The 13371-nt window shown below is 71.2% G+C and carries 9 protein-coding genes; 6 read left to right on the top strand and 3 right to left on the bottom strand.

Going from position 1 to position 13371, the window contains the following annotated elements:
• Positions 1-53: 53 nt before the first annotated feature.
• Positions 54-3656 carry a hybrid sensor histidine kinase/response regulator gene (locus HEP74_RS06355; protein ID WP_185815692.1) on the bottom strand — a complete coding sequence of 1201 codons (3603 nt, stop codon included), beginning with the start codon at positions 3654-3656 and terminating at the stop codon, positions 54-56.
• A 238-nt stretch (positions 3657-3894) separates the two neighbouring features.
• Here HEP74_RS06355 and HEP74_RS06350 point away from each other — a divergent pair, with 238 nt between their 5' ends.
• From HEP74_RS06350 to HEP74_RS06340, 3 genes are read left to right on the top strand one after another with little or no spacing between them, the layout of a single operon-like run.
• Entirely contained in the window at positions 3895-4557 is a 663-nt protein-coding gene (locus HEP74_RS06350) for a YceI family protein (protein ID WP_185815691.1), read from the top strand.
• Positions 4554-5120, top strand: coding sequence for a cytochrome b (locus tag HEP74_RS06345; RefSeq protein ID WP_185815690.1), 567 nt, complete (start codon positions 4554-4556; stop codon positions 5118-5120). Before HEP74_RS06350 ends, HEP74_RS06345 begins: the two co-directional genes overlap by 4 nt.
• A gap of 11 nt (positions 5121-5131) precedes the next feature.
• Entirely contained in the window at positions 5132-5698 is a 567-nt protein-coding gene (locus HEP74_RS06340; protein WP_185815689.1) for a YceI family protein, read from the top strand.
• Positions 5699-6121: 423 nt separating this feature from the next.
• Here HEP74_RS06340 and HEP74_RS06335 read toward each other — a convergent pair whose 3' ends face one another.
• A complete protein-coding gene (locus HEP74_RS06335) occupies positions 6122-6352 on the bottom strand; it encodes a glutaredoxin family protein (RefSeq protein ID WP_185815688.1) in 231 nt (76 codons plus the stop codon).
• A gap of 90 nt (positions 6353-6442) precedes the next feature.
• Here HEP74_RS06335 and HEP74_RS06330 point away from each other — a divergent pair, with 90 nt between their 5' ends.
• The 3 genes from HEP74_RS06330 to HEP74_RS06320 all read left to right on the top strand — a co-directional run bounded on the left by HEP74_RS06330 (position 6443) and on the right by HEP74_RS06320 (position 12277).
• A complete protein-coding gene (locus HEP74_RS06330; RefSeq protein ID WP_185815687.1) occupies positions 6443-7825 on the top strand; it encodes an L-serine ammonia-lyase in 1383 nt (460 codons plus the stop codon).
• A gap of 360 nt (positions 7826-8185) precedes the next feature.
• Entirely contained in the window at positions 8186-11173 is a 2988-nt protein-coding gene (locus HEP74_RS06325; protein ID WP_255427902.1) for a ligand-binding sensor domain-containing diguanylate cyclase, read from the top strand.
• 69 nt (positions 11174-11242) lie between these two features.
• Positions 11243-12277, top strand: coding sequence for an alpha/beta fold hydrolase (locus HEP74_RS06320; protein WP_185815685.1), 1035 nt, complete (start codon positions 11243-11245; stop codon positions 12275-12277).
• A 22-nt stretch (positions 12278-12299) separates the two neighbouring features.
• Here HEP74_RS06320 and HEP74_RS06315 read toward each other — a convergent pair whose 3' ends face one another.
• Positions 12300-13358, bottom strand: coding sequence for a homoserine dehydrogenase family protein (locus tag HEP74_RS06315; protein WP_185816525.1), 1059 nt, complete (start codon positions 13356-13358; stop codon positions 12300-12302).
• Positions 13359-13371 lie beyond the last annotated feature (13 nt).

The raw sequence follows: 13371 nt of genomic DNA, 5'->3' as shown, positions 1-13371 counted from the left end.
CTCGAAGCGTCGCACGCGTTGCCTGCGAATCCACTGCGCCGTCCGGCGAGACTTTACGCTTCGCGCGTCCCCGGTCCCGCGTCCCGAGTCCCGGCTTCAACATCCATCACTGCCCCGATCGCCTCGGCCAACATGTCGCCGGTGACTGGCTTACGCACGAAGCAGGCGAAACCGGCCGCCTTGGCGGCGGCCTCGGCCTCGCCGTCGGAACGCGCGGTGACCGCGATCAGCGGGAAGTCGTAGCCGAGCGCGCGCAATTGCCGCGCCAGCGCCAGGCCGTCCAGCGCCGGCAGGTCCAGGTCCAGCAGGCCCAGGTCGAACGTGCCCTGGGTCACTTCGGTCAACGCTTCCAGGCCATGCGCCGCGCAGGCCACATGATGGCCGCGGCTGCGCAGCAGTTCGGCCATCACCTGGGCCACGGTCGGTTCGTCCTCGACCAGCAGGATCCGCAGCGGCGCCTGGACCCGCGCCGGCAACGGCACCACCGTCGCCGCCTCGGCAGGCCGCGCCTGCCAGCGCAGCGGCAGCGTCACCCGGAAGCGCGCGCCGTGCCCGAGCCGGCTGTCGACCTGGATGCGCCCGCCCATCGCCATCGCCAGTTCCTGGCTGATCGCCAGACCCAGACCGCTGCCGCCGTAGCGGGCGGCGGTGCGCGGGCCTTCGCCCTGCTCGAAACGCTGGAACAGCCGCGCCTGCTGCTCGGCGCTGATGCCCGGGCCGGTGTCGGCGACCTCCACGCACAGCCCGTGTCCGCTGTGCAGCGGCGACACGTGCAAGGTCACCGAACCGCTGGCGGTGAACTTGATCGCATTGCCGATCAGATTGAGCAGGATCTGCCGCACCCGCACCGCGTCGCCGTTGACCGTCACCGCGCCCGGCAAGGTGTCGTGGCATTCGAAGCGCAGGCCGCGCGCCTGCGCCAGCGGCGCCATCAGGTTCACCACGTCGGCGATCAGCGCCTGCAACGCGAACGGCTGCAGGTCCAGTTGCAGGCGCCCGGCCTCGATCCGCGCCAGGTCCAGCGCATCGTTGACCAGGTGCAGCAGGTGCGTGCCGGCGCGGCGGATCGATTCGGTATAGCCGCGCTGCTTGGGATCCAGCGGCGTGGCCAGCAGCAGTTCGCTCATGCCCAGCACGCCGGTCATCGGCGTGCGCACCTCGTGCCCCAGCGTGGCCAGGAAACGGGTCTTGGCCAGCGACGCCTGCTCGGCCACTTCCTGCTTGTGCAGCGCCAGTTGCCAGGAATGCTGGCGGCGCAGGCGGCGGCGGTAGGCGCGCAGTGAGGCCAGCACCAGCAGCGCGGCGGCGGCGAGCAGCCCGGCGATGCCCCAGACGCTGCGCCACCACGGCGGATACACCCGGAACGGCAGCCGCAGCGTCGGCGACCAGGCGCCGTTGCGGGTGCGCGCCTGTACTTCGAGCACCTGCGCGCCGGCCGGCAACTGCGGCAGCGTGCGCTCGCCGGTGGCGCCGACCGCGACCCAGTCGCGATCGTAGCCGGGCAGGCGGAAACGGTAGACGATGCCTTCCGGATCGACGAACGACAGCAGCCGCGCCACCACGCGCAGATCGCGATCGTCCGGCTGCAGGGCGAAACCGCCGCTCACCGGCAGCGCCAGCAGCCGCTCGCCGCGGCGCACCTGCACGCTCTCCACGCTCAGCGTCAGCGGCACCTGCGGCGGGTCCGGCAGCCGCGTATCCAGCAGCGCCACGCTGCCATCGGCGGCGGCCGCCACCAGCACCCCGTCGGCCGCCATCAACAGCCCGCGCTTGACCACTTCCTGGCTGCTCAATCCGTTGCGGGTGCCGAACGCGCGTACCGCGGGCGTGTGCCGCGGATCGATCCGGAACAGGCCGCGGCGCGTACCCAGCCAGGCGCGTCCCTGCTGATCGACGACCAGGCCCTGCGACTCGGTCGGCGGTACGCCTTCGGCCGCCGCATAGCGATGCGCCTGCTGCCAGTGCCCGCCCTCGCGGCGCCACAGCTCGAGCCCGGACAGGCGATGCAGCCACAGGGTCTGCGCATCGGCGAAGGCGAACGACTGCACCCGTTCGCCGGCGAACTCCGGCGGGGCGCGGAACTGCCCGGCGGCGGTATCCCAATAGTGCAAGCGCTCGGCGGCCAGCCACGGCGTGCCGTCCGGCGCCAGGTCGAACGCAGCGATATCGGCGGCGGCGGCCAGGCCGCGTTGCGGACCGTGGATGTTGTCCAGCACGTGGCCGTCGGCGAGCGCGCGCACCTGCACGCCGAACCCGGGCGCGGCCACCCACAAGGTGCCGTCGGCGCGCTGGCGCAACCAGCTGTTGACGCCGATGTCGGGGGTCGCGTCGGCCGCCGACGCACGCCCCCAGCTTTTCAGCGCGCCGCCTTGAGCAGGGCCGCGCAGCAGCTGGGCGCTGCTGCCCAGCCACAGGTCGCCGGCCGTGTCTTCCAGTACCGACAGCACGCGCACGCCGGGCAGGCTGGGTGTCCACTGCGGCTTGCTCAGCTCGCCGCTGGCCGGCTGCAGCCGGTACACATTGCCACCGGTCCCGGCCAGCCACACGCCGCCGTCGCGGGCCGGCGCCAGGCCGGCATACAGGTCCGGCGCCAGGCCGTGCGCCGGCCCCAGCACCGCCAGCCGCCGCCAGCCCGGGCGCAGGTAGCCCAGGCCGCGGGTCGGCAACGACACCCACAGTCCGCCCTCCTTGTCGCGCAGCATGCTCACAACCACGTTGGCGCCGGCCACCGCCGCCTCGCCCTCGGCGATGCGCCGCAACGCGCCGTCGGCCGGCTTGTGCCACAGCCCCTGGCCGTTGCCGAGCCAATAGCCGCCGTTGCCGTCCTCGGCCATGCACAGCACCCCGCGCTGCAACGCGCCGGTCCAGTCGGCACGCTGCCAGCGGCCATCGTGGCCAAGCCGGTACAGCTCGCTGTTGGTGCTGACCCACAGGCCGTCGGACAGCGCGATCACCGCCGCGACCTTCTGCGGCGCATCCGTGGGACCGGGCAGGCGGTAGGCGCTGGCGCGCTTGCCGTCGTAGCGCACCATGCCCTTGAAGGTGCCGATCCACAGCACCCCGGCCGCATCGAAGCCCAGGCCGACGATCGCGCCGTCGAGCATCGCATCGACCTCGCTGTCGCCGGCCTGGATGCGCTGCACGCGCCCGTCCGCGGGCACCCGATACAGCCCGCCGGCATAGGTGCCGAACACTACCTCGTCGCCGCGGCTGGCGATCGCGAACACCTCGTCGCTGCGCATCGCCGGTTGCGTGGCCATGTTGAAATGGCGGAACCCGCGGCGCGCGACATCGAGCATGCTCAGGCCACCGCCTTCGCAGGCGACCCACACCCGGTTGCGCGCATCGATGTGCAGTTCCTGCACGTAGTTGCAGCGCAGCGACTGCGGATCGTCCGGGTCGTGGCGCCAGATGCGGAATTCGCGCCCGTCGTAGCGGGCCAGGCCATCGCCGCTGGCGATCCACAGGTAGCCGTCGCGGTCCAGCGCCAGCCGCGAGATCTCGCTGGACGGCAGCCCATGCTCGGCGCCCAGCACGCGGAACCGCGGCAGCTCCGGCACCGCCGCCAGCGCACTGGCGCAGCAACCGGCCAGCAACAGCAGCAGCCAGGCGAGCGTCCAGCCGCGGCGCAGGCGTCGAGGACATGGAATTTGCATCGACATCGGCTCCGGCGGCAGTGAACGATCGGCGGCGGATGAACACCGGCGCACTGCCGGGGCCGGCCGCAGACAGCGCGACCGCTCCGTGCCGCCTTGATGCGGCAGCGTTCTTATACCGCGGGGGGCCGCAAAATCCCACCCGCCGCGTCACGCAACGAACCATTGCGCCGCGCGCTGGCGCAAGCGCCACGGACTGCGCCTAGAATCCCGGCTACTCCTTCTGCCTGGCCCACCCATGCTCCAGCGCTGCCTGATCGCCCTGCTGCTGACCCTGCCGACCGCCGCACTGGCCGCCCCGGCGCAGTACGCGCTGGACCCGGTGCACACCCGCGTGCTGTTCGCGATCGAGCACGCCGGCTTCTCCAAGGCGCTGGGCACCGTGTCCGGCAGCACCGGCACGCTGGTGTTCGACCCGGACGACTGGCGCAGCGCGCGGCTGGACGCGCGGGTGCCGCTGCAGCGCCTGGACCTGGGCGACGACAAATGGAACCGCGCCGCGCTGGCGCACAACCTGGTCGACGGCGAGCATTTCCCCGAGGCGCGCTTCGTCTCCACCCGGATCGAACCGATCGACGCCACCCACGCCAAGGTGTTCGGCACGCTGACCCTGCACGGGGTCAGCCGCGAGATCGCGCTGGACGTGACCCTCAACGCGCTGAAGCGGCATCCGCTGCCGCCGTTCCGCCGCACCGTGGGCTTTTCCGCCACCACCACGCTGCAGCGCGCCGACTTCGGCATCGCCGCCTGGCCGTCGGTGATCGGCGCCACGGTCGAACTGCGCATCGAGGCCGAGGCCACCCGCGACGGCCGCGCCGACGCCGACCCGCCGCCGGCGGATACGCCCGCCGCCGACACCCCCACTCCGCCGCCCAGCCCCAGCCAGGAACCCACGCCATGACCGCCAAGAACACCGCCGAGCGTTGGGGCGGCGTCAGCCAGACCCTGCATTGGCTGATCGCCGCCTTGATCCTGCTGCTGGGCGTGGTCGGCCTGACCATGGGCGAGCTGCCGAAGACGCCCAAGTACTTCTGGGTGTACACCGCGCACAAGTCGCTCGGCCTGACCGTGCTGGCGCTGGTGATCGCGCGCCTGGGCTGGCGCCTGTATGCCGGCGCGCCCAAGCCGGTGCCGGGCACGCCTAGCTGGCAGGAACGCATCGCCAGCGCCACCCATGTGCTGCTGTACGTGCTGATCTTCGCCATGCCGCTGTCCGGCTGGCTGTACGACTCGACCAGCGGCCTGCGTCCGTTCCGCTGGTTCGGCCTGGTCGCCGTGCCCAAGCTCAGCGCGCCCGACGCGCACCTGCGCGACCTGTCGCATGCGCTGCACGAATGGGGCTTCTGGATCCTGATCGCGGTGGTGCTGGCGCATGCCGGCGCCGCCTTCTACCACCACCTGTTCCAACGCGATGCCACCCTGGCGCGGATGTTGCCGCGCGGCTGGCTAACCCCCAAATCCTGAGGAGTTCCATCATGTCGTCCCGTTTCGCCTCCCCCGCCGCCGTTGCCGCCAGCCTGGTGGCGATGCTCGCCGCCGCCCCCGCGTTCGCCGCCGATTACGTGCAGGCGCCGGGCTCGAGCCTGGTGTTCGCCAGCAAGTACGACGGCGAAGTGTTCACCGGCCAGTTCCCCGGCTTCGACACCAAGCTCAGCTTCGACCCGGCCAACCTGGCCAGCGCCAAGCTCGACGTGGCGATTCCGCTGGCCGGCGCCAAGAGCGGCAATGGCGACCGCGACTCCACTTTGCAGGGACCTGACTTCTTCAACGTGGCCAAGTTCGCCACCGCCCACTACCGCGCCGACAAGTTCCGTTCGCTGGGCAACAACCAGTACGCCGCCGACGGCATTCTGGAACTGCGCGGCGTGTACAAGCCGGTGACCCTGACCTTCACCTGGACCCCCGGCGCGCAGCCGGTGCTGGCCGGCAAGGCCACCGTCAAGCGCCTGGACTTCGGCGTCGGCGGCGGCGACTGGGCCGATACCAAGACCATTCCCAACGAAACCGCGATCAGCACCAAGGTCGTGTTCAAGGCGAAGTGATTCGCCACCGGCCGCTGCGGCACGCGGCCACTGGGCGGCGGATTCCCTCGTCGGGTCCGCCGCTTTTTTTGTGCCTGGACGGGCGCAGCGCGCGGCGAGGCGCATGCCTTTGGCCGATGCGTGGCAGGAACTGGGCCTGCAGCACGCTATCGCCACCGCGTACCCGCGAAACCTGGCCTCGCTGCGCGTATTGCGCAAGGCCTGCATGCATTCGGCGCCCCCGCCCGGACAGCGACGGCACGGTGATCTGCTATTTCGCATGGCAAGCGCACGCATCGCCAGCAAGCGAGGATCTGCACGGCGTCGCGTCTGCCGTCTGGCAACAGGCCGATCGCAAGGCGTAGCTTCGCCGCAACGCGGAATCGCTCGACTGCGGATCATCGCCGCAGCGCGTCGCCTGCGCGCCGCTTGAATCGGAACTGCTCAGTCCTGCAGCGTCAGCCAGTCCGCCACCCGACGCACATCGAACGGCCACCCCAGCTCGCGCCCGCCGGCGTCGCGCAGCACCGGCACCCGCTCGCCGTAGCGCGCCTCCAATGCCGGGTCGCCGTCGATGAAAACGCTTTCCAGGTCGCCCACGCGCGCCTGCGCCAAGACCAGCAGGGCCTGGTCGCACAGGTGGCAGTCGTCGCGCTGGTACAGGGTCAGGGACATGGCCGCGGCTCCGATGCTGCGTTGCGGGCGTGCGCAATGCGCCAGGGGCATAGAATAGACGGTCTTTGGCCTTCCACCTCTCCGGCACGTATGGCTGTCAGCACCTTCGACCTGTTCAAGATCGGCATCGGGCCGAGTTCCTCGCACACCGTGGGGCCGATGCGTGCGGCCGAGCGCTTCGTGCACCGCTGGCTGCTGGATCCGGGCCGGCTCGGCGAGGTGGTGCGGATCCGCGCCGAAGTGTTCGGCTCGCTGGCACTGACCGGGCGCGGCCACGGCACCGACAAGGCGGTGCTGCTGGGCCTGGAAGGCCAGCGTCCGAACCTGATCGACCCGGACATCATTCCGAGCACGCTGGAGCGCATCCGCGGCAGCAAGCGTATCAACCTGATGGGCCAGCACAGCATCGCCTTCGACGAGAAGCGCGACCTGGCGCTGAACAAGCGCCAGAAGCTGCCATACCACACCAACGGCATGCGCTTCACCGCCTACGCCGCCGACGACGAAGTGATCGCCACGCGCGACTACTACTCGGTCGGCGGCGGCTTCGTGGTCAACCAGGACGACGCTGCCGACGACCGCATCGTCGCCGACGAAACGCCGCTGCCGTACCCGTTCAAGAGCGGCGACGAGCTGCTGGCGCAGGCCGCGCGCAGCGGCCTGAGCATCGCCGCGCTGATGTTCGAGAACGAGAAGTGCTGGCGCAGCGAGGACGAGATCCGCGACGGCCTGCGCGAACTGTGGAACGCGATGCAGGCCTGCGTGGCGCGCGGCATCCGCGAGGAAGGCACGCTGCCCGGCGGCCTGCACGTATCGCGCCGCGCGCCGGCGCTGTACCGCGAGCTGTCGTCCAAGCCGGAAGCGGCGATGCGCGATCCGCTGACCACGCTGGACTGGGTCAACCTGTACGCACTGGCGGTCAACGAAGAGAACGCCGCCGGCGGGCGCGTGGTCACCGCACCGACCAACGGCGCCGCCGGGATCATTCCGTCGGTGCTGCACTACTTCGACCGTTTCTGCCCGGGCAGCGACGAGCAGCGCATCTTCGACTTCCTGTTGACCGCCGCGGCGATCGGCATCCTGTACAAGGAAAACGCCTCCATCTCCGGCGCCGAAGTCGGTTGCCAGGGCGAAGTCGGCGTGGCCTGCTCGATGGCCGCCGGCGGCCTGGTCGCCGCGCTCGGCGGCAAGCCGGGGCAGATCGAGAACGCCGCAGAGATCGGCATGGAACACAACCTCGGCCTGACCTGCGACCCGATCGGCGGGCTGGTGCAGATCCCGTGCATCGAGCGCAATGCGATGGGCGCGGTGAAGGCGATCAACGCCAGCCGCATGGCCATGCGCGGCGACGGCAAGCACAAGGTATCGCTGGACAAGGTGATCCGGACCATGCGCGACACCGGCCGCGACATGCAGGACAAGTACAAGGAAACCAGCCGCGGCGGGCTCGCAGTGAACGTGATCGAGTGCTGAGATGATGCTGCCGGCGTGCCGTCCATGTCCGAGCGGATCGTACCGCTGCGGCGCATGCCTGGGCCACGTCGGCGCGCGCAGTCGGACCGAGCGCAACGCCGGCACGGCGACGCGGCATGGGCTGCGCGCCACCGCGCCCCGCGGGTCGGTCCTGCCTGGATGACAGGCCTTGCGGCCGTCGCGATCGACGACGCCGCGCAGGCTTTTGTTGCGGTACGGATAAAGATCGGCGCGCCTGCGCCGATAGCGACACTGACGATCCGCCGAGCCGGCACTGGAATGCCCTTGCAGTCCCACCCCGCTTCCTGGTGCACCTGTGCGCTAAAGCTGGCCATGCTCTTTGCAGCGTGGATCTCGCTCGTGCCGACGGCGGCCGCGTTGCAGCCGGACAAGCAGTTCAACCACTACGAACGCCAAGGCTGGGGCCTGGAACAAGGGCTGCCGCAGCTGAGCGTGCAGGCCTTCGCGCAGGACCGGCAGGGCTATCTGTGGATCGGCACGATGGGCGGGCTGGCGCGCTTCGACGGCGTGCGCATGACCACCTTCGGCGAGAAAGCCCCGGCCAACCTGCCTGGCCCGTGGATCAAGGCCCTGCAGGTGGACCCGCGCGGCGACCTGTGGATCGGCACCTACCGCGGCCTGTCGCGCTACCGCGACGGCCGCTTCAGCAACCTGCTGCCGCAGGATCCGCAAGCCGCGCTGCTGAACATCGAAGCGATCGCGGTCGACGCGCAAGGCACGGTGCTGGTCGCCGCGCAGGACGGCGTCTACGCCGTGGTCGGCGACAGCCTGCGCCTGCGTCATCGCATCGCCGACGGCGCCTATGCGCTGCTGCCGCGCGGCGGCGAGTTGTGGGTCGGCACGCGCGGCGCCGTGCTGCGCTTTGCCGAAGGCGACGAGGAACCGCTGCCGCTGCCGGCCGACGCGCACGCCGCGCCGGTGCGGCAACTGCTGGACGCGCAGGGACGGCTGTGGGCCGGCAGCCGCGACGGCCTGCTGTTCCGCCGCGACGGCCGCTGGCAGCGGCTGCCTGGCGACCCGGCGGTGACCCGGCGCGCGGTGGAAGCGCTGTTCCAGGACAGCGACGGCAACCTGTGGGTGGGCCTGCCCGGCTATCTGCTGCGCGTGCGCGACGGCGACATCGTCGAGCGATACACGGAAAGCGACCAGGACGCCGGCGCCAGCGCGATCTTCGAGGACCGCGAGCGCAACCTGTGGCTGGGCAGCCGCTGGAAGGGCGCGACCCGGCTGTGGAACGGCTGGACCCGTCGCTACAGCAGCTACGAAGGCCTGAGCGACCCGCTGGTGTGGACACTGGCGCGCGATCCCGATGGCTCGCTGTGGGTCGGCACCGGCAACGGCCTGGAGCGGCTGCGCGCCGGCCGCTATCAGCAGGTGCTGCGCCGCGAGCAACTGCCCGCCGATGTTCCCTACACCCTGCTCGCCGAACCCGGCCAACTGTGGATCGGCACCCGCCGCGGCGCGCTGCTGTACCGCGACGGGCGCGCCAGCGAGCCGCCGCTGCTGGCACCCCTGCACGAACTGCAGGTCAGCGGCATCGTCCGCGATCGCGCGCAGCGGCTGTGGTTCGCCACCAGCGATGGCCTGTTCCGCAGCGACGGCGCGCGCCTGCAGCGCTACGGCAACGACGAGGGCCTGCGCGACCCGCGCGTGCGCCTGATCCACGAAACCCGCGCCGGCCGCCTGCTGATCGGCTCCCAGGCCGGCCTGTACGAACTGCGCGGCGAACGCCTGCTGCCGCTCGCCGAGGCCGGCTCGGCACTGGCCGACGCCGACGTCACCGCGATCCACGAACTGCCCGGCGGGCAGTGGGTGATCGGCACCCTGTCCGACCAGCTGTGGGTGTTCGACGGCAAGCGCTGGACCATGTTCGACGAACACGACGGGCTGCCGGCCAACGCCGCGTTCTTCATCGCCGACGACGGCCATGGCAGCCTGTGGGTGGCCGGCCTGCGCGGCGTATACCGGATGCCGCTGGCGAGCCTGCTCAAGCGCATCGAGGTGCCGAGCACGCCACTGCAGGCCGAACTGCTGCTCAACGAGCGCGGCCAGCGCCACGGCGGCGTGCAGGGCCTGTGCTGCAACGGCGCCGGCAACGGCAAGGGCTTCATCGACAACGGCACGCTGTGGCTGCCCAGCCGCGACGGCGTGGTGACCATGGACACCGCCGGCATCGTCAAGAATCCGGTCGCGCCGCAGCCGGTGGTGGAAAGGATCCGCGCGCAGGGTCGCTGGATGGCGCCGCAGGCGCTGCGCGACACGCCGCTGCCGGCGCAGGCGCGCGACCTGGATTTCGAGTTCACCGCGGCCTCGTTCCAGGCCCCGGAGAACGTGGAACTGCGCTACCGCCTGGTCGGCTACGACACCCAGTGGCGCAGCCTGGACGACATCCGCCAGCGCGTGGCCAGCTATACCAACCTGCCCGGCGGCGACTATGTGTTCGAGGTCAGCGGCAGCAACAACGCCGGCGTCTGGGCGCAGGCGCCGGCGCGGTTGCCGCTGCGGATCCGGCTGCGCTTCCAGGAGACGCTGTTCTACAAGCTGCTGCTGGGGTTGGGCGTGCTGGCGCTGGCGCTGGCGCTGCTTGGCATCGCGCGCGTGGTCAACCAGCGCCAGCGCGCGACGCTGGAACGGCAGGTGCGCCAACGCACCGAGGCGCTGCAGGCGGCCAACCAGCGCCTGCAGGAAGCCAGCTTCACCGACGACCTGACCCAACTGCGCAATCGCCGCTACCTGTCGCTGCACATCCCCAGCGACATCGCGCTGTACCGGCGCATGGCCGCCAACGACCAGGACATGCTGTCCTCGGGCATGCTGTTCGCGCTGATCGACATCGACCATTTCAAGGCGATCAACGACAGCGGTGGCCACCACACCGGCGACGCGGTGCTGCAGCAGATGGCGCAGCTGCTGGTCAAGCTGACCCGCGAAAGCGACTACGTGGTGCGCTGGGGCGGCGAGGAATTCCTGCTGGTGCTGCGCTCGGCGCCGCGCGAGAACCTGACCGTGGCCGCCGAGCGCCTGTGCCGCTCGATCGCCGCGCACAGCTTCGCGCTCGAGCACGGCCGCCACAGCCAGGTCACCTGCTCGATCGGCCTGGCCGAATTTCCGTTCGTGCACGATCCCGACAGCCGCCTGGGCTGGGAGCAGCTGCTGATCCTCGCCGACCGCGCGCTGTACCAGGCCAAGGCCAAGGGTCGCAACGGCTGGGCCGCGTACCGGCCGGTGCTGGGCACGCAGGCCGAGCAGGTGTTGGCGGCACTGCAGGAGCCGGCCGAGCGCATGCAGCACCACGCCTGCCTGAACCTGGTGCACTCGCGCTGCTGAAGCGCGTTGACGCGGCCCGTGCATGGCCCGGGCTAGAGTCGCGGCATCCCCGCACTCGCTCCAGCCCGCATGCGCCGACACTCGCTCCTTGCCGCGCTCGCCGCCGCGCTCCTGCTGCCGCCCTGCCACGCCGCCACGCCCGCGCCGCGCTATGGCGCGCAATTGGAAGGCTTCGACTATCCGTATCCGGTCGCGCGCTACGACTTCGCCTCGCAGCGCCAGCCGTTGCAGATGGCCTACCTGGACGTGGCCGCGACCGGCACGCCGAACGGCCAAACGGTCGTGCTGCTGCACGGCAAGAACTTCTGCGCGGCGACCTGGGAGTCGGCGATCGCCGCGCTGGTCGCCGCAGGCTACCGGGTGATCGCGCCGGACCAGATCGGCTTCTGCAAGTCGAGCAAGCCGCAGGCCTACCAGTTCTCCTTCGCACAACTGGCGGCCAACACCCATGCGCTGCTGCAACACGCCGGGGTCACCCGGGCGGTGTTCGTCGGCCATTCGATGGGCGGCATGCTCGCCGCGCATTACGCCCTGCAGTATCCGCAGGACGTGAGCCGGCTGCTGCTGGTCAACCCGATCGGGCTGGAGGACTGGAAGGCGGCCGGGGTGCCGTGGCGCAGCGTCGACGACTGGTACGCGAAGGAACGCAAGACCGATGCCGCTTCGATCAAGCAGTACCAGCAGAACGTCTACTACGGCGGGCACTGGAAGCCCGAGTACGACCGCTGGGTGACGATGCAGGCTGGGCTGTATGCCGGCCCCGGCCACGAACGCGTGGCCTGGAACCAGGCGCTGACCTCGGACATGGTGTTCAACCAGCCGGTGGTGCAGCAGTTCGCGCAACTCCGCGTGCCGACCACGCTGTTCATCGGCCAGCGCGACCGCACCGCGATTGGCAAGGACCTGGCGCCGCCGGCGCTGGCCAGGACCCTGGGCGACTATCCGGCGCTGGGCAAGCGTGCCGCGGCGGCGATTCCCGGCGCGACGCTGGTCGAATTCGCCGACCTGGGCCACTCGCCGCAGGTCGAAGCGCCGCAACGCTTCAACGCCGCGCTGCTGCAGGCGCTGGCCGCGCCGAGCGCCGCACCGAACGCGGCGCCGTAGCGGCGCAGCGGATGCCGGCGCCTCAGCGCACCGCGATGCGCAGCACGTCGTCGAGCAAGGCCGCCGCGGTCACTTCGGCACCGGCGCCCGGCCCCTGGATCAGCAACGGCTGCTGCAGGTAGCGGTCGCTGTGGATGGCGACGCGGTTGTCGGTGCCGGCGCCGCTGGCCAACGGATGCGCCATCGGCAGTTCACGCAGTCCCACCGACGCGCCATGCGCATCGAAGCGGCCGACGAAACGCAGGCAGGCACCGTTCGCGCGCGCCTGCGCCAAACGCGCCGCCAGCGGCGCATCCAGCGCCGACAACGCCGCATCCACGTCGCGCGGTGCCGCCGCGGCCAGCGCCGCCGGCAGCAGCGAATCGACCTGCACCTGCTCGGCGCGCAGCGACAGCCCGGCCGCGCGCGCCAGGATCAGCAGCTTGCGGCGCACGTCCTCGCCGGACAGGTCCTCGCGCGGATCCGGCTCGGTATAGCCCGCCGCTGCGGCCTCGCGCACGCAGTCGGAGAACGCGCGGCTGCCGTCGTAGCGATGCAGCAGCCACGCCATCGAGCCGGACAGCACGCCTTCCACCGCGTGGATATGGTCGCCGCCGGCAGACAGCGCGCGCAGGCTGCTCAGCAACGGCAGGCCCGCGCCGACCGTGGCGCTGTCGCCGTAGTGCGCGCCGGCGGCATGCCGCGCGGCATGAATCTGTTCGGCGCGCGCCAACGCCGCGCCCTGGCCGAGCTTGTTCGCGGTCACCACATGCACCCCGCGCGACAGCCACTCGGCATGCCGCTGCGCCACCGCTTCGCTGGCGGTGGCATCGACCACGATGTCGCCGGCACGCAGGTCGGCCGGTTGCGGCGCGCTGTCGCCACGCGCGGCGGCATTGGCTACGGCCAGTGCCTGCGCCGGTGCTTGCCCGCATTCCTGCAGGATGCGCGAATTGGCCAGCCAGGCGAACGCCGGCAAGCCCGGGCGACGCTGCTGCAACACCTGGTAGCGCGCGACGAAGGCGCGTCCGACCGTGCCGGTACCGAGCAGACCGAGCCGCGGCAGTGCGGCATCGGCCGCCCGCGCCGGCGCCGGCGCTATTGCGTCAGCGACG

The organism is Xanthomonas sp. SS (assembly GCF_014236835.1).
GTDB lineage: Bacteria > Pseudomonadota > Gammaproteobacteria > Xanthomonadales > Xanthomonadaceae > Xanthomonas_A.
Note: the sequence above shows the minus strand (reverse complement) of the source record. Positions and strands in the feature narration are given on the sequence as shown.